General features: G+C 72.0%; 16 protein-coding genes. 9 read left to right on the forward strand and 7 right to left on the reverse strand.

Going from position 1 to position 20,492, the window contains the following annotated elements; all coding sequences use genetic code 11:
- Positions 1-37: 37 nt before the first annotated feature.
- On the reverse strand, positions 38-1,234 hold the full coding sequence (locus tag ACI8AK_RS03915; RefSeq protein WP_456955146.1) for a glycoside hydrolase family 3 N-terminal domain-containing protein: 1,197 nt from the start codon (positions 1,232-1,234) through the stop codon (positions 38-40).
- 81 nt (positions 1,235-1,315) lie between these two features.
- Here ACI8AK_RS03915 and ACI8AK_RS03920 point away from each other — a divergent pair, with 81 nt between their 5' ends.
- Both ACI8AK_RS03920 and ACI8AK_RS03925 read left to right on the forward strand, forming a co-directional pair.
- The gene (locus ACI8AK_RS03920) at positions 1,316-1,981 is read left to right on the forward strand and encodes a TVP38/TMEM64 family protein (protein ID WP_456955147.1); all 666 of its coding nucleotides are present in this window, start codon (positions 1,316-1,318) and stop codon (positions 1,979-1,981) included.
- 93 nt (positions 1,982-2,074) lie between these two features.
- A complete protein-coding gene (locus tag ACI8AK_RS03925) occupies positions 2,075-2,986 on the forward strand; it encodes a hypothetical protein (protein ID WP_456955148.1) in 912 nt (303 codons plus the stop codon).
- A 17-nt stretch (positions 2,987-3,003) separates the two neighbouring features.
- Here the strand turns inward: ACI8AK_RS03925 and ACI8AK_RS03930 are convergent, their stop codons facing one another.
- The 3 genes from ACI8AK_RS03930 to ACI8AK_RS03940 form a co-directional block, all read right to left on the reverse strand.
- On the reverse strand, positions 3,004-4,173 hold the full coding sequence (locus ACI8AK_RS03930) for a hypothetical protein (RefSeq protein ID WP_456955149.1): 1,170 nt from the start codon (positions 4,171-4,173) through the stop codon (positions 3,004-3,006).
- Positions 4,174-4,487: 314 nt separating this feature from the next.
- Entirely contained in the window at positions 4,488-5,531 is a 1,044-nt protein-coding gene (locus tag ACI8AK_RS03935) for a glycosyltransferase (RefSeq protein ID WP_456955150.1), read from the reverse strand.
- 38 nt (positions 5,532-5,569) lie between these two features.
- Positions 5,570-6,463 (reverse strand): polysaccharide deacetylase family protein, encoded by an 894-nt coding sequence (locus ACI8AK_RS03940; RefSeq protein WP_456955151.1) that lies wholly within the window; start codon positions 6,461-6,463, stop codon positions 5,570-5,572.
- Positions 6,464-7,056: 593 nt separating this feature from the next.
- On the opposite strand from ACI8AK_RS03940, the gene ACI8AK_RS03945 reads away from it, so the two are divergent.
- Entirely contained in the window at positions 7,057-7,995 is a 939-nt protein-coding gene (locus ACI8AK_RS03945; protein WP_456955152.1) for a glycosyltransferase family 2 protein, read from the forward strand.
- A 10-nt stretch (positions 7,996-8,005) separates the two neighbouring features.
- On the opposite strand, the gene ACI8AK_RS03950 is transcribed toward ACI8AK_RS03945, so the two are convergent.
- Positions 8,006-9,595 carry a glycosyltransferase gene (locus tag ACI8AK_RS03950; RefSeq protein ID WP_456955153.1) on the reverse strand — a complete coding sequence of 530 codons (1,590 nt, stop codon included), beginning with the start codon at positions 9,593-9,595 and terminating at the stop codon, positions 8,006-8,008.
- Between the two features lie 214 nt (positions 9,596-9,809).
- Between ACI8AK_RS03950 and ACI8AK_RS03955 the strand changes: the two genes are divergently transcribed.
- Positions 9,810-10,637 carry an ABC transporter permease gene (locus ACI8AK_RS03955; RefSeq protein ID WP_456955154.1) on the forward strand — a complete coding sequence of 276 codons (828 nt, stop codon included), beginning with the start codon at positions 9,810-9,812 and terminating at the stop codon, positions 10,635-10,637.
- A gap of 1 nt (position 10,638) precedes the next feature.
- A complete protein-coding gene (locus tag ACI8AK_RS03960) occupies positions 10,639-11,811 on the forward strand; it encodes an ABC transporter ATP-binding protein (protein ID WP_456955155.1) in 1,173 nt (390 codons plus the stop codon).
- Here the strand turns inward: ACI8AK_RS03960 and ACI8AK_RS03965 are convergent.
- Positions 11,808-12,770, reverse strand: coding sequence for a glycosyltransferase family 2 protein (locus ACI8AK_RS03965; RefSeq protein ID WP_456955156.1), 963 nt, complete (start codon positions 12,768-12,770; stop codon positions 11,808-11,810). The genes ACI8AK_RS03960 and ACI8AK_RS03965 overlap by 4 nt on opposite strands.
- A gap of 141 nt (positions 12,771-12,911) precedes the next feature.
- On the opposite strand from ACI8AK_RS03965, the gene ACI8AK_RS03970 reads away from it, so the two are divergent.
- The 3 genes from ACI8AK_RS03970 (at position 12,912) to ACI8AK_RS03980 (ending at position 17,820) form a co-directional block, all read left to right on the forward strand.
- Positions 12,912-14,990, forward strand: a complete 2,079-nt coding sequence (locus tag ACI8AK_RS03970; protein WP_456955157.1) for a glycoside hydrolase family 16 protein — start codon at positions 12,912-12,914, stop codon at positions 14,988-14,990.
- A gap of 120 nt (positions 14,991-15,110) precedes the next feature.
- The gene (locus ACI8AK_RS03975; RefSeq protein ID WP_456955158.1) at positions 15,111-16,469 is read left to right on the forward strand and encodes a Wzz/FepE/Etk N-terminal domain-containing protein; all 1,359 of its coding nucleotides are present in this window, start codon (positions 15,111-15,113) and stop codon (positions 16,467-16,469) included.
- 70 nt (positions 16,470-16,539) lie between these two features.
- On the forward strand, positions 16,540-17,820 hold the full coding sequence (locus ACI8AK_RS03980) for a glycosyltransferase family 2 protein (RefSeq protein ID WP_456955159.1): 1,281 nt from the start codon (positions 16,540-16,542) through the stop codon (positions 17,818-17,820).
- A gap of 11 nt (positions 17,821-17,831) precedes the next feature.
- On the opposite strand, the gene ACI8AK_RS03985 is transcribed toward ACI8AK_RS03980, so the two are convergent.
- Positions 17,832-19,259, reverse strand: a complete 1,428-nt coding sequence (locus ACI8AK_RS03985; protein WP_456955160.1) for a glycosyltransferase family 2 protein — start codon at positions 19,257-19,259, stop codon at positions 17,832-17,834.
- A 226-nt stretch (positions 19,260-19,485) separates the two neighbouring features.
- Here ACI8AK_RS03985 and ACI8AK_RS03990 point away from each other — a divergent pair, with 226 nt between their 5' ends.
- Entirely contained in the window at positions 19,486-20,475 is a 990-nt protein-coding gene (locus ACI8AK_RS03990; RefSeq protein ID WP_456955161.1) for a glycosyltransferase family 2 protein, read from the forward strand.
- Positions 20,476-20,492 lie beyond the last annotated feature (17 nt).

Here is a 20,492-nt window from a genome sequence, read left to right on the forward strand (position 1 = left end):
GACGGCCGCACGGCTGATCAACGCATCACGCGCGGAGTCACCCGAGCAGGCCGGCCTCGGCCTTCGCGGTCAGGGCGGTGCGGACGGCGGCGTCGACGGTGGCCGAGAACCCCGGGTCGGCCCCGTCGCGGGCGAGGACGGCGTCGAGCATCTCCGGGTAGACGTCCTCGGTCACGGTGAGCACGAGCGTGCCGCCGGCCTCGAGGAAGCGGACGGCGCGGTCGCCGGGCGGCACGTCCTCGAACGCCGCCGCCGCGCCGACGTCGTCGGTGATCACCACGCCGTCGAAGCCGAGGAACCCGCGCAGCAGCGTCGTGACCACCTGCCGCGAGAAGGTGGCCGGCGCGCCGGGGTCCAGCCGGGGGTAGGTGGCCGAGGAGAGCATCACGAACGGGTCGGCGTCGGAGCGGGCGAGCTCGCCGAAGGCGGCCACCTGCTCGCTGTCGGCGGTGGTCACGTCGTCGGTGACGCCGGCGGCCTCGTCGGTGTTGGCGTCCACCAGCCCGAGGCCGGGGAAGTGCTTGAGCGTGGCGGTGACGCCGTGCGCGGCCAGGCCGTCGACCACGGCGCGCACGTCGGGGACGACGTCGGCCGCGGTGTTGCCGTACTGGCGGCCGAAGGCGCCGATCGGGTCGTTCGCGGCCTCGGTGCCGGCCGGGACGACGTCGGCCACCGGCGCGAGGTCCAGGTTGATCCCGGCCGCCGCGAGCTGGGCGCCGAGCGTGCCCGCGAGGGCGGCGAGCTGCTCGGGCGGGAGCTGCCCCTGCTCGGCCGCGGGCGGCAGCCGGTCGAAGCCCGGGCCCTGGAGCGACTGCACCTGCCCGCCCTCCTGGTCGACGGCGACCCAGGGCCGCGGCCCGGGCGCGGCGTCCGTCCAGCGCCCGGTGACGGCGGCGATGTCGGCCGCCGCGGCCTGCGAGCGGCCGGCGAGGAAGACGCCGCCCACGCCGTCGGCGACCAGGGCGTCGCCGGGGGAGAGGTCCTCCAGCCGCACGCCGACGACGAACAGCTGCGCCACCTGCGCCCGGCGGTCCATGCCGGCCAGCACCGTGTCCACCTGCTGCGCGACCGGGTCGGCCGGCGGCGTCGTCGGGTCGGTCGTCCCCGTCGGCGCGGTGCTGCTGGACGGGCTGCTCGACTCCGCAGTGGTCTCCGGGGAGCCCGAGCAGGCGGCGAGGACCAGGCAGAGGAGCGCGAGCAGGACGGCCGGGCGGGTCCGGACGGGCGGGCGCATCGGGCTCCTCGGACGGGGACGGCGGGCGACCTCCCCAGTGTGCCGACCCGGGACGACGGCCCCGCGCGGCACCATGGGCGGGTGCGGACGGCGTGGGTGCGGGCAGGCGTGCTGCTCGCCGTGCTCGTCGCCGGCACCGTCGTCGCGCTGACCGTCGAGCTGCCCGACGTCGGCGCGGTGCGCCGCTGGGTCGGGGGCGCCGGCGTGGCGGGGCTCGTCCTGCTGGCTCTCGCGAAGGGGGCCCTGCTGGTCGGCCCGGTGCCCCGGTCGGCGCTGTGCGTGCTGCTCGGCGTCGTCCTCGGGTTCCGGACCGGCGCGGCCGTGGCCTATGCCGGTGGCCTGCTCGGCGCGCTGGCCGCGTTCGCCCTGTCCCGGTCCCTCGGGCGCGACACCGCCGTGCGACTGGCCGGGCCGCGGGTGGCCGCCGTCGACCGCGCGGTGGCCGGCCGGGGCTTCCTCGCCGTCCTCGTCGCGCGGGTGCTGCCGGTGGCGCCGTTCGCCGTGGTGAGCCACGCGGCGGGGCTGTCCGCCGTGCGGTTCCGGGCCTACGCGGCGGGCAGCGCGCTGGCCCTCGTGCCCACCACCGCGCTGCAGGTGGGAGTGGGTGCCTCGGTGCCGGGGCTGTCGGCGTGGGCGGCGCGGGCCGGGTCGCCCCTCGTGGTGGCCGTCGCGGGCCTGTTGGCCGTCCTGGGCGTCCTGTGGCTGCGCCGGCGGCGGGCCGGGACCGGTCCGGTGGAGGCCGGCTGAGACGGGTCCCGTTCACCCGATCGGGCGGCTACCCTGCTCGGGCCGAGACGCGCCGGTTCCGTGACGTCTCCGGCACCGGTGCGGGGAGGCCTGGTGGCGAGAGAGGACCTCGAGCGGGGTGCGGAGCCCGGGTGGCCGGAGGCGACGACGCCGGTGTGGTCGCCCGGCCCGCCGCCGGTGCCGCGCGCGCCGGTGACCGATGTCTGGCCGCCCGTGGGCGTGCCGGTCCCCTCGTCGTGGGACGGCCGCGGCCTACCCCCGCCGTCAGGGCCGGTGCCGGTGGTGCAGCCGCCGGTCGACCTGACCAAGCGCGGGGCCCTGCCAGGATGGGGCCCCCCGCCGCCCGCGCCCACGTCGCGTGGTGGCCGGGGCCGCGGGGTGCTGATCGGCGTCCTGGCCGCCTCGCTGGTGGTCGGGGGAGGGGTGGCGGCCTGGTCCGGCCTGGCCGGGGACGACACGCCGTCTCCGCCGGTGGCGGCGTCGGAGCCGGTGGACACCGCTGACGGGGTGGACAAGGGCATCGAGGACGGCGGCGCGGCGCCCTCGAGCGCTCCGGCCCCGGCTCCGGCGCCGGCGACACCGACGGCGTCGCCGGAGGAGCAGGCGCTGGCGGAGCTGGAGTCGCTGCGCGAGGAGTCGCGGGCGTCCCTGGCGCTCGACGGCCGGTGGGTGGCGCAGGTGGCGTCGAAGAACGTCGGCATCACCGACCCGCTGCAGACCACCGCGACCGGCAGCCACCAGTTCTTCGCCGTCGACATACTCGCCGAGAGCCGGTCGCTCCTCTCGCTGGCCGACGCCTCGCAGGTGCACGTGCTGACCAGCTTCGACTTCGGCCGGCGGTCCGCCGCGGCCAACGGCGACCCGTTCTGGATCACGATCGTCGACGCCGGCTTCGGCAGCGGCGACGACGTCCGCGCCTGGTGCGCCGGCGCGTTCCCGCAGCTCCGCGGCGACGCGCTGGCCAACGCCTGTGTCGCCCGGACACTTGAGCCGCCGCACCGCTGATCCTGCTGTGTGTCAGGTCAGACATCGCATCCTGTGGTCCGCTCGAGGGTGCTCGACGGGGACGGGTGAGGGGACGAGGGCTCCAGCCACGCCAGACTCGCTAAGCTCAAGACGGCCACTTGAGGCCATCCCACCGGTCCGTCATCGAGGAGCAGGACCACTGCAGCAACCGCCGTCAGGACGACCGGTATGCGAGTCGATCGCCTGACCAGCAGCAGGGTGGGCACGAGGAGGAGGACAGCCGTCCCGACACGGATCGGGACGTCGGTGTCGGCGAGTCGCACTGCCCAGGTGAAGGCGTCGATCCCGTGGAGGACCGACAGCAGCAGGGCTGCTCCGGCCAGAGCGTCGGCTGCCCGATCCGGTTGCCGGAGCGTCAGCCGCGACCACGCGAGAACCGCTCCGGCCAGAGCACCTGCCGCGAGGCTTGCCGTCCAGTACTGAGGGAGTCCCAGTTGGTCGTCCCCGACGGTGCGGTCGACGAGGACATCCGCTGCGAGGGTGCCGAACACCAGCAGGGCTGCCCCGGCGATGAACTCCGAGCGGCGGTGTCGCCACAGCGCTCGACCGAGATCCGATACAGCCGCCGGCCCCGCCGAGCGGAGGAGGTCTAGCGCCCCGGCGAGGAGGAGGAGCGACCCGAGGAGCTCCGTCCCCTCCTCCACCACGGTCAGCCAGGGTGGGCGTCCCGCACCGAAGTCGAGTGAGTGCTCGAGGTCCTCCTGCAGCAGGATCGTCGACAGGCAGAGAGTGCCGGCCGTGCAGAGCCAGGTGGCGTCGTCCACCGGACGGTGAGTCAGTCGGCGCAGGCCCAGAACGACGAGCAGCAGTGCGGGCAGGCCGGGGACCAGCCACGGACCCGCACCGTCGAAGGCGTGCGCCGCCCCGCCGACGTCATCGAGCAGGAGCCGCTCGTGCAGGCTGGCAAGCTCGTCGAGCGAGAGCCCGATCAGGACGGTTCCACCCAGCGCCGGGACGGCGACCCGCCATCCGGACTCGCGTCCTCGGCGCCGAGTGCCCGCGACGGCGCCGAGGACCACGCCCGATGTACCGAGCAGCACGGACGTCCACCAAGCGCCGACGGTGGCCTCCTGGGCGAGCGACACCAGGACCAGGGGCTTGACCAGGGGAGTGCTGTCTTTGAGCTGTTCGTGCACGCCCGTAGCTGCGAGGAGCACGAGGTCCACCAGGACGACGAGGACCAGGAGGCGAGGGACCGAGAGCCCCGACAGTCGGAGATGATTCGACCGACCGGAGCCCCGGCGAGACCGAGGACGGGAGATGACCACGGGCGACGACTCCGTCGGGCTCGGGAGGCTCCTCCGCAGGAGCGCTGTGCAGGTGCTCGTCCTTCGTTCGCCGGATGGGAACGCCGGAGGGGGACAGGCGCATCCGGGTCCTCAGGACCATAACCGCAGTTCACGTCGGGGACCACGCCGGAAGAGTGGCGTCACACGTCGGGCCGTGAGGACTCCCGGTTCCGCCTACACGGAGCGTCCGCTCACCTCGACGGTCCGCGGAGCCGCCATGCCACGGACATGGCGATCAGCTGTGGTGCAGCGGTGATCGCCCGGATCTGGTCGACCCGGCGGGCGAGGGTCCTCCCCTGCCGCCTGCGCAGTCGCGCACGGGTGAGGAAGAACCGACCTTCTTCCACCCTGCCCAGGGACGTGGCCTCCGCCTGGGCCGCTCGCCACGCGGCTCGGGCGAGCGAGTGGTAGCCGGCCGTCTCGCACAGCTCCGCGGTCCAGGAGAGTGCGGCGATCTGCTCGGCGCTGATCCTGGCGCGACCGACGCCGTGCGAGCGGAGCAGCGCCTCGTCCACGCGCTCGATGCCGTCGAGCGGATCCGGCGCACCCGTGGCTCGCACCTCCGCCGCCCAGTGCGCCGCCGTCGCGGCGACCGCCTGCCGCCTGGGGTCCATGAGTGTCGACTGACCGTCGTGCAGCCGGTAGTCGATCAACGGCTCGTCGAGGTTGTCGACCTCGAAGTGCTCGGCGATGCGCAGCCAGAGGTCCAGGTCCTCAGCGGGCTCCGCCTGGGGCCGGTATCCGCCGGCGGTCTCGTAGGCGGACCTCCGCATCATGACGCTGGGGTGAAAGACGGAGTTGCCGACGCGGAGGACCTGCACGAGAGCAGCCCCGGTCTCGACCGTCTCGCTGCCGACGATCCGTCCCCTCACGTCCACGTACCGCGCTCCGGTCCCCAACAGCCCGAGACGAGGGCGCGCCGAGAACTGTCCGACCTGCCTGCGGAGCCGGTCAGGCGCTGCACGGTCGTCGGCGTCGAGCCGGGCCAGCAGGTCCCCGGCGCTGTGTCGCACACCCTCGTCGAGGGCTCCGGCGATGCCGTTGGGGTCCACACGCGTGAGGATCCGTACCCGCGCATCGCGTCGCTGCCAGTCCCGCAGCAGGGCAGGAGTGGCGTCGGTCGAGCCGTCGTCGACGACCACCAGTTCGAGGTTGCGATGGGTCTGGGCCAGGACGCTGGCGACCGCCTCGTCCAGGAACCGGGCACCGTTGCGCACGGGCATGACGAGCGACACCAGTGGCTCGTGCCCAGGAGCGGGCTCCACGGCCGACGTCACGGCAGTACACCCTCGAGCATCGCGGCGAAGCGGTCCACCTCCCAGTCGCCGACGTAGACCCGGGGCAACCGGTAGGGATGGCTCCGACGGGACACGGGGCGAGGGTCGGTCGTGCACGCCAGCCTGCAGCCGGCCTCCTCCACCAGCCGTGGCGCGAGGGGCCCGACGTCCCGGTTCCTGTCCCCGAACGGATAGGCGAAGTCGACGACGGGACGGTGCAGGATGTCCGTGAGGAGTCTGACCGACTCGAGGATCTCGTCCCGCTGGACCTCCTCCGACTGCGTCGCCAGCCGCGCGTGGGTCCGGGTGTGGGCCCCCACCTCCTGTAGCGGGAGCTCCGCGAGCACGCGCAGTTGGTCCACCGTCATGGTGAGGTCCTCCTGGGTGGGTGGCGGCGCGTCCAGGTGGCCCAGGAGCCGTTCGACCTCGGCGTCCAGCTCAGCAGGAGGCAGGTCGAGGAGCCGACCCCACAGGAAGTGGAGCGCGGTGGTCCGCGCCGACGGTGTCCGCAGATCCAGCCAGAGCCGGCGACCGGCGACCTCGACGTCCGCCGACGACGGGAGGCCGTGCGGACCCAGGAGGGCCTCTGCGAGGCGGTCCCACCAGAAACGCCGCCGACCGAGGGTGTCCACGGTGACGAACCACGTGGCGGGCAGGCCGGCGTCGGCCAGCAGCGGAGCGGCGAGCATCGCGTTGTCCGCGTAACCGTCGTCGAACGTCAACGCGATACCGCCCTTGGATCCCGGGCGCAGGACGTCGGAGAGAGGTATCACTCGCCCGGACCGGCGCAGGTGCTCCACCTGGGCGGTGAACCGGTCGGGGTGTACGGCTTGCCCGAACGGGTCGTGGGGGACGACGGCGACCCGGTGGTACAGCAGGACCACGCTCATGCGCTGATCCGTGCGCGGTGCAGCGCGAGCGAGCGCCGATGGGAGACGACCTCCGCCACGGCGGGGCTCCCGAAACGCACCACCGACCGACGTCGGGTAACCGCGGCGACGGTTCCGCCGGGCATACAGGCGCCGACGGCTGCGTGCAGCCGGGAGTCCGGAGCGTCGACGTCCGTGACTACGACACAGTCCCACCGTCGCGGGAGGCTGCCGGTCCCGTCCGCTCGGGAGACGACGGAGACGTGGAGGTCCGTGGGGTCCGTCCCGACGACGTCCAGCACGGCCTGTGGCAGCGCCCGCCGGACTGCCTGGGCAGGACCCACCACGAGGACCCGTCGTCGGTCGGCGAGCGCAGCCGACAGGAGCCGCTCGACCTGCGGATCCTGGCACACGGACCGGTGCGTGGCACGGGCCACCGCGACTGCACGGCGCAGGGGGCGGACGACCGTACGGCCGACGACCCGCCGCGCGAGACGGCGGACTCTCCTCCCCGCACCCGGCCGGGGGTTGCTGAGGACGGCGGCCGCCACGGGTGCACCCTACTGTCCGCTCGTAGCGATCACCGGTGCACGAGGGTCCCTACCATCGGCCCGGTGGTGAGCGTCGCTGCGATCGTGCCGTGCTTCAACGGCGAGCCGTACCTCGCTGACGCGCTCGCGTCGATCCGCGCTCAGACGCGCCCGGCCGACGAGGTCATCGTCGTCGACGACGGATCGACGGACGACTCGGCGCGCATCGCGGAGTCGTTCGGGGCAGTGGTGTTCCGTCAGCGCAACGGGGGTGAGGCGGCAGCGCGCAACAGGGGGATCCAGGAAGCCGGCAGCGATCTCGTCGCCTGGCTGGATGCTGACGACCGGTGGCGGCCCCGGCACCTGGAGGTGGTGGCCGGCCTCTTGGAACGGACGCCCTCAGCCGTGGCTGCCTTCGGCGCGGTGGAACGAACGGGGACCAGAGGCGGCGTCCTCCACGGCTACGTCCCGCCTGACGTCTCGTCCTCGTGCCTGGAGGCGGCCTTCGACGACTGGCTGCACACGACGATCGCCTCGGTGACCCGGAGGGCGGCCCTGCTCCAGGTAGGGGGTTTCGACGTCTCGGAGCGCCATGCCGTCGACTTCGATATCTGGCTGCGGCTGGCCCGCCGGCACCGGTTCACCGCCACGCACGAGGTGACCTCGGAGTGGCGGTGGCATAGCGCCCAGCAGAGCTCCCACCTCGACCGGCAGCTCGCTGCTGTGTACCGGTATCGACGGCGGTTCCTGGCGACGCTCCGAGCGGAGGGTGAGGAAGCCGTGGCCGAGGCGCTGGAGCGGCGTCTGGCGTCCGTGTGGATCCGGGACGTCAGGGTCCACACCCGGTACGAGGACCGGGCGGTGCTCCGCCTGCTGCGTGAGTTGGGACCGACCATCCCCACCCTCTCGACCAGGGACCGGGTCGTGTGGTCGGCCGCCACCCGGGCACCGGCGCTCAAGAGGCGGGCAGCCGACGCGCAGCGGTGGCTCACCCGTCTGGCCGGACCGCGAGCCGCAGATTAAGGCGGGGCGGTCAGGCCCACCTGAGTGCTCGCGCCGTCACGATCACCGGGTAGGCCGGGTCGACGAAGTCCAGTCGGCCGAGTTCCACCTCCTCGACGGCCAGGCCCTGGAGGAAGGCGGTGGCGGCGAAGGCGTTGCCGTGCCCCTCGACGGCCACGAGATTGGGGTCGAAGGCGTCGGCGAGCATCCGCTCCACGGCAGCGGGGGTGAGGGACCAGTACCACTGGGTGCCCCAGTCGACCCGGTCGATCTGGCTGATCCCCGGCACGGTCAATAGGAGCACCCCTCCTGGCCGGAGCGCCTGGTGGAGGTGCCGGATGGCTGCCTGCATGTCGTAGATGAGGTGCAACGTCTGTGTAAAGACGATGCAGTCGAAGGTCCGGTCCGGCAGGACACCAGGCTCGGTGAGGTCCCCGATGATGGTGGCGTCCGGGTGACCAGGTGTCACGTGCAGGACGTCCTGTCGATCGATCCTGTCGCCGCCGAAGCGCCGTGAGTACGTGGCATCCGCGATCTCGAGCACGCGGCCCCTCACGTCACCGGCGAACCGCTGGAGGAAGTCCTCGATGTAGTGGCGGTCGAGCGGTGTACCGCGGTCGAAGCCGAAGTGCAGACTGACCGGCTCCACGGTGTCGAGGTCACCGAGCCGGATCCTCCCCCGAGGCCGCAGGCCGAGCCCGGGAGCGAGCCGGGCCACCGTGTCGCCGAGGGGACGGGGGAGACCACGCACGGTCCGCCGCAGGACGGCGCGTGCGGCCGTCCGCCCGGCCAACGTCGGGGAGACGCGTCCGGCCGCGAGTGTGGCGCGGTGACGTGAACTGCCGGTGGCTAGCTGTGCCTGCATGACCTCCGAGGCCAGGTGCGTCCGCCAGGTCTTCTCGCCCCGCAGCCACGCGGCGTGCAGGTCGTCGGCGTCCGTGGTGTCCGGACGGTGACGGGCATGGACGAGCAGGGCAGCCCGGAGCGCGGACACCGCCTGTCCGGAGCTGCTGATGGGTGGACGCTCGGTGGCGGCGGTCCGGACCGGGTGGGACGCCACCGGGTGATCGCGGGCGATCCTGAGGTGCACGTCGTGGGCGTCGTAGCCGGTCAAGCCCTCGTCGAAGCCGCCGACGGCCTGCAGGACCTCGCGTCGGTAGACCACCGAGGCGTGCACCGGGATGGCCCGGCCGCCGAGCAGGGAGGCGCGGCTGGTGCCGGACAGGTCGCGGTACCCCTGTCCGGTCAGCAGGGGCTCGTCCCGGATCGGTCGCTGACCCACGCCGTGGACGAACGCGGCGCCGGGGTGTCGTGCGAAGGCGTCGAGTCCGGCGGCCACCGCGACCGGGGTCAACGACTCCTCCGTGTCGACGAAGACCACGAAGTCCCCGGTGGCCTGCTCGAGCCCTCGGTTGCGCGCGGCAGCGACCCCCTGTCGAGCCGGTGGAGGGACCAGACGAACCGGCAGGTGCTCGGGGCCGGACACGCCGTCTCTCCATCCGTCGCCGACCACGACGACCTCGTCGGCGGGACGGGTCTGCGCCGCGAGGGTCGCGAGGACCTCACCGAGGCGGTCCCTCTCGTGGTTCGTCGTGACGACGACCGACACGGTGCCGGGCATGCACCCTCGCCTTCGATCAGCGGGACGGGCGTGACGTCTCCGCACCACCGGTCGGCTGTGCGGGCCATTGCCGGCCTGGTCGTACGGGAGTCGTGCGACCGTAACAACGCCGGTGCCCGGCAGCGGTCGCGCCGGCCCGTGGCCTCACTCCCCGGAGGGTCCACCTCCTGCATCGGCCGACGCCAGAGGCGTCCGGTCGGTAGCGTCCATCGGCGTGTCCGCCGACTCCGGCCCCTCGTGGACCGTCAACGCCGCGCAGGGGCGGCTGGTCGACTGGGGCGAACTCTGGCGTGCGCGCGAGATCATCGCGCTCCTGGCGCTGCGCGACGTGCGCATCCGCTACAAGCAGGCGCTCCTCGGCGCGGCCTGGGTGGTGCTGCAACCGTTGGTGACGGTCGCCGCCTTCACGTTCGTCTTCGACAACCTGGCGGGGGTCGACACACGAGGCGTCCCCTACGTCGCCTTCGCGCTCGCAGGCCTGCTCGGGTGGACCTACGTCTCGCAGGCCATCAGCCGCGGCAGCGGGGCACTGGTCGGCAACACGTCCCTGGTGACCAAGGTGTACTTCCCCCGGCTCGTCGTCCCCCTGGCGTCCCTGGTCCCTCCACTGGTCGACCTGGGGGTCGGGCTGGCGCTGCTCGCGGTGGCGTGCGTGGTCCTCGGGATTGCACCCACGCCGGCGCTGATGCTGTTCCCGGCGTGGTTGGTGCTGCTCCTGCTCACCGCGCTGGGGCCCACGTGCCTGCTCTCGGCGCTCAACGTCCGTTTCCGGGACGTCGGCCAGGTGGTGACGACCGGCTTGCAGGTCCTGCTGTTCCTGAGTCCGGTCGCCTACTCGGCCGCGTCCCTGGAGGGCGTGGCCAGGTACGCCTACGCGCTCAACCCGGTCGTGGGGGTCCTCGAGTTCGGGCGCTTCGTCCTGGTCGGCGGTCCCTGGCCCGGGGCGGTGCTCGCGGTGTCGACAGGAGTGGCCGCGCTCCTCGCAGTCGTCGGGGTCCGGTACTTCTCGAAGGCCTCCCGCGCCTTCGCGGACGTGATCTGACGTGGACCGTGTACAGGTCGACCACGTCAGCAAGCGCTACGTCCTGGGGGAGCAGCGCAACCTCCGGGAGAGCCTGGTCGCGGCCGTGCGTCGCCGACCGGCCGAGCGCCGCGAACTCTGGTCCCTCCGCGACGTCAGCCTGACCGTGGGGGACGGGGAGGCCGTCGGCATCATCGGCCGCAACGGGGCCGGCAAGAGCACCCTGCTCAAGATCCTCATGCGCATCACCACGCCGACGAGCGGCGAGGCCAGGACACGGGGCCGCGTCGCTGCGCTGCTCGAGGTGGGCACGGGTTTCCACCCCGAGCTGACGGGCCGGGAGAACGTCTTCCTCAACGCGGCGATCCTGGGCATGACCCGGGCGGAGACGGCGAGGCGGTTCGACGAGATCGTCGACTTCGCCGGTGTTGAGCGCTTTCTCGACACCCCCGTGAAGCGCTTCTCGAGCGGGATGTACCTGAGACTCGCCTTCGCCGTCGCGGCACACCTCGAACCAGACGTCCTCGTCGTGGACGAGGTGCTGGCGGTGGGGGACGCGGAGTTCCAGCGCAAGTGCATGAAGCGGATGTCGACGGCAGAAGCCGAGGGGCGGACCGTCCTGTTCGTCAGCCACGACCTGGCGGCCCTGTCCCGGCTGTGTACCCGGGCGATCTGGCTTGAGGCCGGACAGATCCGCAAGGAGGGACCGACCGCGCCTGTCGTCAGGGACTATCTGACCTCGGGCTTCGCCGGCGGGGCGTCGAACGCCCCTGAGGGCGGATCGGAGGCGGGCCGCATCCTCGAGGTCCGTGTCGAACCCCTCGACGGCTCAGGTCGTCCCCTCGTCCGGGACGAGCCGTTCAGGATCGTCGTGTGCTTCGAGATCCTGGAGGAGCGGCTGGGACTCGACTTCGCGGTGGCGCTCGTCAACGAGCGCGGCGTCGGAGTGCTCGACGAGACCCTCAGCCACTTCCGGCCCCACGAGTTCCCGGTCGGGCGACACGAGGTCATGCTCGAGGTCCCGCCCGTACTGGCGCACGGCGACTACACCGTCGCCGTGTGGCTGGGAACGGCCCACGAGGACGTCCACTACGAACGGTCAGCGCTCACCTTCACCCTGCATGGGGAGGAGTCGGTACGGCGTGACCGGGTCGTGGTCCTCGGTCTGCCCTTCCAGGTGCGGAGACTCGACTAGCGCTGTCCGCTGACGCGCAGCAGTGCCCATCGGAAGGGACGCAGCGGAGGCAGCCGCAGGGCACGCCCCACTGCCCGTCGCGGGAACCTGGACACGGCGTGCAGGACCGGGTGCCGGTAGGGGCGCAGGGCCCGGTCCAACACCCGTCGGACAGAGCGCGGAACAGGTTCGGAGCGCGAGTCGAGGTGGGACTCGAACCAGTCGAGGAAGTACCGGCGGGACCGGTGGTAACCGCCGGCACGCGTCACTGTCGCGACCTCGCTGCCTGCGTGCTGACGGTAGTCGAGCCAGAGGCGGCTGGAGAACCACACCGGCCAGGTCAGGAAGACCTTCAGGAGGAACGCCTGGTCCTCGTACATGCCGGTGAAGTCGGATTCGAACCCGCCCACGGAGTCGACGACGTCCCGACGGACCAGCAGGTCCATGCCGGCGCCACCGGCAGGCCCCAGGGGGTAGAGGTGCACCACCGCGTCCGGCGGTGGGACGACGCGGTCGAGCATGTGTCCCGTGGGGATGACCTCGTCGACCCCGCCGGCCCAGGACGACCAGTAGCGCACCGTGCCACAGACCAGGCCCAGCTCCGGGTGGGCGTCCAGGATCGCCACCTGCTCGGCCAGCTTCTCGGGCCGCCAGACGTCGTCAGCGTCGATGAAGGCGATCAGCTCGCCGCGGGCCGCGGAGATCCCGAGGTTGCGGGTCGCACTCATCCCTTGGTTGACGTGTCCCGGGTGCTCGAGGTACCGGATGCGTCCGGGGTGCCGTGCCTGCCACTCGAGCGCACGTGCAGTGCTGTCATCGGTCGAGCCGTCGTCGCACAGCAGGAGCTCGAAGTCGTCATAGCTCTGCGCCATGACGCTCGCGAGTGCCTCGTCGATGAACTGCTCCTCGTTGAAGAAGATGCAGATGACGGTGACGCGAGGAGGGTGCCCATCCCGGGGAACTGCGGCCACGGCGTGCATCCTCCCTGAGACCGTCAGCGGCCTCGCGATTCACGGGTGACGTGCCGGGTAGCGTCCCAGGGGGACGTCGTCGCCTGTCCGGACGACCCCGCCGCTCCTGGACAGACCCGTGCACCGGGTCGCAGCCCCCGGTGAGGTGTCGTGCCGTCGAGGAAGCAGCTCCTCGTCCTGTCGGTCGTCGCGCTGGTCGTCGTCACCGTGACCGTGGTGTTCGTGGGCATCCAGGGCTCCGACGAGCCCAGCGTGACCGCGTCGTCGGGCTCGGACCCTTCCGGGCTCGTGGGCAACACGGATCTGGACGTCGCCTGGCGGACCGACGCAGAGACCGTCGGGGCGTGGGTCGAGTTGGCGTACGCGGAACCGACGGCTCTCGACCACGTCGAGGTCCTCGGGCCGGGTCGAGGCGAGACAGGGCCCACGAGCGCTCTCCTGACATTCGACGGCGGCGCCTCCCTGCTGGTCACGACCGACGACGACGGTGACGCCTCCGTCACGTTCCCCGAACGCATGGCGTCCCGTGTGCGGATGACCGTGGCCGCCGTGCCGGACGGCGCCACCTCCGTCGCCCTGGCCGGCCTCTCCGTGGACGGGTCGGCCGACGACCCACCCCGGCGAGGCGATAACCGGGCCGTGGTCGGCACCGCATCCACTCCTGCGGACCGGCCGGTGGAGGCGCTGACGGACGGGGCGCCGGCTGACGGGGACACGGGGGAGGAGTGGACCGCGGACGCGGACGACGACGCGCCCTCGGTCTCGCTGTCGTGGAACTCGCCGCGGGAGATCGCGAGCGTGCAGGTGTTCGGCCCCTCAGCTCCGGCAGGCGATCCGCTCAGCGGCGTCCTGCGCTTCGACGACGGCAGCGCCGTACGGGTGCCGGCGATCGCTCGGGGTGGGGGAGAGGCGACCACGATCGCCGTGGCGCCACGGATGGTCAGCGGCGTGCGCCTGGAGCTCGACCGGCTCGACGGGAACGCCCCTGTGGGCTTGCGCGAGGTGGCGGTGTACGACGTCGGCACGACCCCGCCGCGCTGGCCGCAGGACGGGGACGCGTACGCGACCCCACTCCCCGCCGCAGAGCCGTGCGACGCGGAGGCGGAACCCGTCGGGGAGGCCGCGAGCGGACGGCTGGGCCTGGTCTGTCCCACCGTCGGTTCGGCCGTGGACGGCCGGGCCGACGTCGTGGTCGCCGCGGACCCGGACACGGTCGTCGAGGCGCGCGTCTGGACCGGTGTCTCCGGCACCGGGACCAACGCGGTCGACGTGGTGGCCAGCGCGACGGCGGACGAGGACGGTCTCGCCGCACTCTCCCTGGACCTCTCCTCGGCGCCCCGGGGACCCGTAACGGTGCGGATGGACCCCGTGCTCGACGCGGCTGCGACCGACGAGGACCTCTCCCTGCCGCTGTACGTGCAGCTCTACAACCGAGCCGGCCGGGACCTCACCCCGGACAGCACCGCCCCGGCGGGCATGACCCTGCAGTGGGCCGAGGAGTTCGACCGGCCGCTGTCGGTGAGCGCGACCGGTGCCGGCGCCGACTACGCCGCGGCCAAGCCCGACGCCTCCAGCAGCGGCCAGTTCGGCGACGCCCCCTTCGCCGACCCGGCCTCCGACGACGGCACCCTCACGACCCTCGACGACCAGTACCTGCGCATCCGCACCCAGCCCGCGGAGGGAGCCGGGGACCGCGACGGCACCGACAACGTCGCCGGCCTGCTCGCCTCGACCGACGTCGACGGCGCGGGGTTCGTCGCCCAGTACGGCTACTTCGAGGCGCGCATCCTGGGCGCGCCCGGTGCGGGCACGTGGCCGGCCTTCTGGATGCTCGACGCGGAGAGCGCCGCGCGGCCCAGCGGCACCTCCACGGAGGTGGACACGGTCGAGCTGTACGGGCACGACACCCTCGGCAGCTGCCACACGGTGCACGACTGGGGAAGCGAAGAGGCCGGGGAGCCGGGGACCGGCGCCCCGTCCTGCACCAGTCCGAACGGCTTCACCGACTGGGCGATTGCCTGGCACACCTACGCAGCACGCATCACCCCAGACGGCGCGACCTTCACCATCGACGGCCAGGTCGTGGCCTCCGCGGACTCGCTGACCCGTACCACCGAGCCGTTCTTCTTCCTCCTGGACCTGGCCCTCGGCGGTGGGTGGCCGGTCGACCTCGCCCCGACCGGCGGCGTGTCGGACACCTACGTCGACTGGGTGCGGGTCTGGACCTGATCCCGTCACCCCACACCACGGGGTGATGCTCTGTTAGCGTCTCCGAAGAATGCTGGGCACTGTGACCGTGTACGGGGCGCGGATCCCCACAGAGCCCCCTCTCCCGCAGGACGTGGTGGCGTGACGCTGCAGGACTACCTGCGGGTCCTGCGACGCGGCTGGTGGGTGATCGCGGCCCTCACCGTGCTTGGTGCGCTGGCCGGTCTGGCGTTCACGCTCGTGACGACTCCCCTCTACACGGCTCAGGCGACGATCTACGTCTCCGTGAGTGGTGACGAGAGCCCGACGGACCTCTCGACCGGGCAGTCGTTCGCCACCCAGCGCGCGATCACGTACGCGGACCTCGCCGAGACCAGGACGGTCCTCGAGCGCGCCGCGGCTGGGCTCGGGGACGGAACCGATGTTGACGACCTCCGTGCTTCGGTGAGCGCCACTCCTCGGGAGGGGACCTCGCTCATCGACATCGGGGCCTCGGGAAGCGACCCACAGCTCGTCGTCGCCCGTGCCGATGCCGTCGCCAACGCGTTGACCACGGAAGCCCCGCTCCTCGATGCACTCGGTCCGAACTCGCCGGTCCGACTGGCCGTCGTGCAGTCCGCCGAGACGCCGTCGACTCCGGATGCACCGCGCCCACGCAACAACCTGCTCATCGGCATCGCCGTCGGGTTGGTCCTGGGGATCGCCGCGGTTGTGGTGGCCGATGCGCTCTCGACGCGTATTCGCTCGACGAGCGACCTGCCGCCCGCTTCTGGGCTGGTGACCCTCACGTCCATGCCTGCCCCGAAGAAGCGGTCCCGGCACGTGGCTCGGACCGACGCGCGACTGGAGTCCTTCCGCCAGCTGCGCGCCAACCTGCTCTTTGGCTCCGATGTGCGCGAGACAATCGCGGTGGCCGGGGTGACCAGTGCCTCTGATGCTCAGGGGGTCGCTCGTCAACTCGCCATGGCGTTCGCCGAGATCGGGTCGAACGTGGTGGTCGTCGACGTCGACCTGCGCGCTGACGACGGGCGACGCGACCGATCCGAGCGTCGCGTCGATGCGGGACCGCCGGCCCCCGGTGTGGCGGACGTCCTGGGCGGTTCGGCCAAGGTCGACGACGTGGTGACCCTGGTCCCGGGGGAGAAGGTGTTCGAGGTTCCGGCCGGACGGGTGGACGCCTCCTCCGCGCAGCGCATGAGCACTCCCGCGATGCGGAAGCTGCTCGACGCACTGAAGGAGCCGTTCGACTACGTCGTGCTGGCCTGCCCGCCGCTGATCGAGCGGTCGGAGTCGGCGGTGGCGGCCAAGCTGGCCGGGAATGCACTTGTCGTGGTCGAGTCCGGGGTCACGAAGCAGGCGGACTTCACGCTCGCCCTCGAGTTGCTGGCCGGTGTCCAGGTGACCTCGGTGAGCGTGGCGATCGACCACGTACGCGACCAGGACCTGGGCGGCGGTCGGTTCGGCCGGCCCGAGGCCTCGGGTGCGGCTGTCCCCGCCTGACCCGGAGGGCAGGCCGACCGGCGTACGCCGGCTGCTCCGCCGGTGGGTGCCCGCACCCACCAACCCACGCATGCGCACAGGACCGAGCGGGCGGTACTACCGCTCCCTGAAGGTCGTCAGCGTCGATCTCGACTCGGGGCAGGTCCTGCCCCACCTGCAGTCCACTCCCTATCTCTCCCCGCCGGAGGGCGTACATGCCCTCGTCTGGAGCGGTGGGCTTCCCGTCGCAGAGCTCACCGTCCCGGGTGATCCTGAAGCGGTCCTCGCGAGGCTGCCGGAGCTCGCTGCCTTGGAGGGGAGCCGGCTCCAGACGACTTCTGCAGTTGACCGTTCGACCGCTGTCTTCGACGGACCGGACGTCACGGTGGCCGTGTGCACGCGGGACCGCCCCGAGGACCTGAGGCGCTGCCTCACCGCGATCGCTGCGCTGATCACACCCGTCGCGGAGGTGCTCGTCGTCGATAACGCCTCCAGGGGGCAAGCCACTCGGCAGGTCGCTGAGGAGTTCCCGTTCGTGCGTTACGTGCGGGAGCCGCGTGCTGGCCTCGACTGGGCTCGTAACCGGGCGCTGCTGGAGGCCCGTACGACCATCGTCGCCTTCACCGACGACGACGCAGTGGTGCACCCGAGGTGGGTGGAGGGACTCCTCCGCGCCTTCGCCAAGGTCCCCGATGCAGTGGTCGTCACCGGCCTGGTGTTCCCGCTGGAACTGGCCACGCCGGCACAGGTGTTGTTCGAGGCCCGCGGTTTCGGGCGCGGCTACCGGCGCCGTGTCTTCCGAGCGATCCCGGGGGAGCCGCCCGGTCGGCAGGCCAGGCTTTTGGGGGACGCGGGGACCGGCGCGGACATGGCGGTGTTGCGCGACCCGGTTCTGGCCCTCGGTGGCTTCGATCCCGCCCTGGGCGTCGGGACCCCGACAGCGGGGGGAGACGACATGGAGATGTTCTTCCGCGTCGTGGCCACGGGACATGGTCTCGTCTATGAGCCGTCCGCCGTCGTGCTCCACCGGCACCGGACGACGATGGAGGGACTGGCCCGGCAGCGGGCCGGCGACGGGGCCGGCATCTACAGCTTCTGGCTGGGAGCCGGGCGCCGATACGGCCGCCGTCATCGAATCGCACTACAGCGGCAAGCGTTGCGTTGGGGCTTGGAGCACCACGGGCGCAACCTCGTGCGCAGCTACCTCTACCCGGACCTGTGGCCGCCGGCTCTCTCACGGGCGGAGGCTCGTGGAGCCGGCCGCGCAGTGACCGGTGGCCTCTATCGGCGAGCGCGTGCTCAGTCCGAGAAGCAGGCGGTGGCCCATCCGGAGGCGCCGACGACTCCGCCGATCGTGTACCCCCACCGCTGACCTGGCGTCGCTCAGGTGGCCACCAGGACCGGTTCATCGGGATGTGCCTGTGCTTCTCGTCCGGCTTGGTCCACGGCCTTCCCGTAGTAGCCGCACGCGACTGCCGCCAACCAGCCGCGTGCCGTGGCCACGGTGAGGGACATGGGTCGTGAGCCGGGGTGGATCAGGCTCCCTGCCAAGGTCAGGGTCGTGTTCTTGACGAACCACTGCACCGCGATCCTCGTCCACTGCCGATGGTGTGCCGAACCGAGCTTGCGTCCTGCGCCGAGCAGCAGGCTGGCACTACCCGTACCGTCTCCACGTCGCTGTGTCTTGAGCTCGGACATGGTCCGGCGATGTCGATGGCGCACCACAGCAGCGGGTTCGTAGACGATGCGGTCCCCGGCGGTCACCAGTCGGCACAGCGCCTCGAGGTCGTCTCCGCCTGCAGTCGGGGTGCCGGCACCGAGGGCGGGGTCGAACCCGCCGACGGCGACGATCCGTTCCCGTCGGAACGCCATGTTGGCCCCCGTGCCCATGGCGCCGATGTGGTAGACGGCCCTCGCGGCTGCTCGCGGTTCGGTCGAATCCGCCTGTAGGCGCCGCTGACGATAGCCGCGGCCGAACCCCCCCGCCGCCTCGAACTGGACCTGTGCCGGGGTCGACAGCTCGAGGGGAGACACGAGGCCGGTGACGGCCCCGGCATCCGGATGCGCGTGAAAGGCCATGAGTAATGCCTCTGCCCACCGCTCGTCGACGATGCCGTCATCGTCGACGAAGGCGACCAGAGGGCTGGCCGCCTCGAGGAGCGCCCTGTTACGAGCCCACCCGATCCCCTGCCGCGGCTCTCGGACGTACCGGATCCCGGGATGGCGTTCGACGACGTCCCGCGTCAGGTCCGTCGTCGAGGCGTTGTCGATGACGACGACCTCGGCGGGGAGGATGGTCATCCGTTCCAGCGCGGTCAGGCACCGGTGGAGATCATCCGGCCGATCACGTGTGCAGACGGCGACCGTCAGGGGGCCTCCGTCAGCCGCTGCACGCCGCCAACCGTCCTCTGCTGTACACGGGGAGCGTTCGTGGAGCGGGCGCGGGGCAGGAACGACGTCGTGCTGTGCGAGGTGGTTTGCGATGGCCACCGTGGCCGACTCGCGAGCCAGATCGGGGAGGTCCAGCAGGAGGCGATGCGGGGCGCCGGCCAAGGTCAGTTCCGCCATGGGGACGCCGTGGAGCCAGACGAGGGCGTGGACGCCCTCGGGTGGTGCTGCGTGAGGAGTGAGGGGCGGGCGAGGGATGGCCGTGCCGGTGTCGAGGTCCACGTCGGCGACGACGAGGCACCGATGCAGCTGCGACGACCCGGGGCGGCGCATGCGCCGCCCGAGCCGTCGCACCCTTCTCAACATCGTTGTCCCCCGTCGGGCGGTCGGTCCCGGCACCTGCCACATCGGGCGGGCTGGCATCGATCATGCCCTTGATCAGGTGACGAGTCGTCTTCGACGCTGACGTGCCCACCCCTTCGGGGTGCCCCAGGCTCTGGCCACCGGCATTCTGACGCCCCGACCGCGGTTCCGGCTTAGGCTGCGCAGCGGGGCAGGACGCCTCGGGCCGGACCCGCGCGGTCACCCACAGCCACTGAACGGGTAGGGAGCGGATGCCAGACCGGCGACTGACCCGGGCGGGGGAAGCGTGCAGCGGCTGAGCGTGGTCGTCACCAACTACAACTATGCGGACTATGTCGGGAGGGCAGTCGACAGCGCCCTCGCCCTGCGTTGGGACGACTTAGAGGTCATCGTGGTGGACGACGGCTCCACCGACGCGTCAGTCGAAGTACTACAGCGGTACGCAGATCAGGTGACCTTGCTCATCGGCCCCAATGGCGGTCAACGGGTGGCCGCCAACCGGGGGTTCGCCGCCTCGACCGGTGACGTCATCGTGTTCCTCGACGCAGACGACGTCCTGCAGCCCGAGCTTCCCGAACGACTCGCCGAGGTCTGGGCCCCGTCAGTCAGCAAGGCGCAGTTCCGGATGCAGCGCATCGATTCCGAGGGGCTCGCCTTCGGGCGTCCCTTCCCCGAGTGGGCACGGCTTCCGAGCCCAGCGGACATCCGCCGTTGGGCGGGGTTGACCTCCGCCTATCCCACTCCGCCCGGGTCGGGCAACGCCTATGCACGGTGGTTCCTCGAACGGATATTCCCGCTCGAGGCGAGCATCGGCGCCTTCGCGGACTCGGGATGTCTCGCCGCAGCTCCCTTCCACGGGGACGTCATCACCGTCCCCGACGTCCTGGTGGGATATCGCCAGCACGGGGCGAACGACAGCAATCTGCTCGCTGAGGACTCCCGTTTCGCCAGAGAGGTGGAACGCGCACGAGCGCGCTGGCGGTTCGCCCAGCGATCACGGGGGATCCCTGACGCGGAGATTGATGAACGGCCGTTGTACCGGAGCCGTGAGCTGCTGCAGTTCCGCGTGGCGGCTCTTCGCCTGACCCCCGCTACGCGGCCACTGCCGAACGACAGTCCCCTCCGGGCGCTGGCCGACACCTTGCGGTCTCCGCTGCAACCGGGACCGGAGCGTCTGCCGCGTCGCATCGCCGTGGCGGTGTGGTGTCTTGCCGTCATCGTGGCGCCGAAGCACCTCGTCCGCCGGCTCCTCGAGTTGCGCTGGCGACGTACGTGAGGAGCCGGGAGGAGACA

It is taken from the genome of Geodermatophilus sp. SYSU D00867 (genome assembly GCF_054050315.1).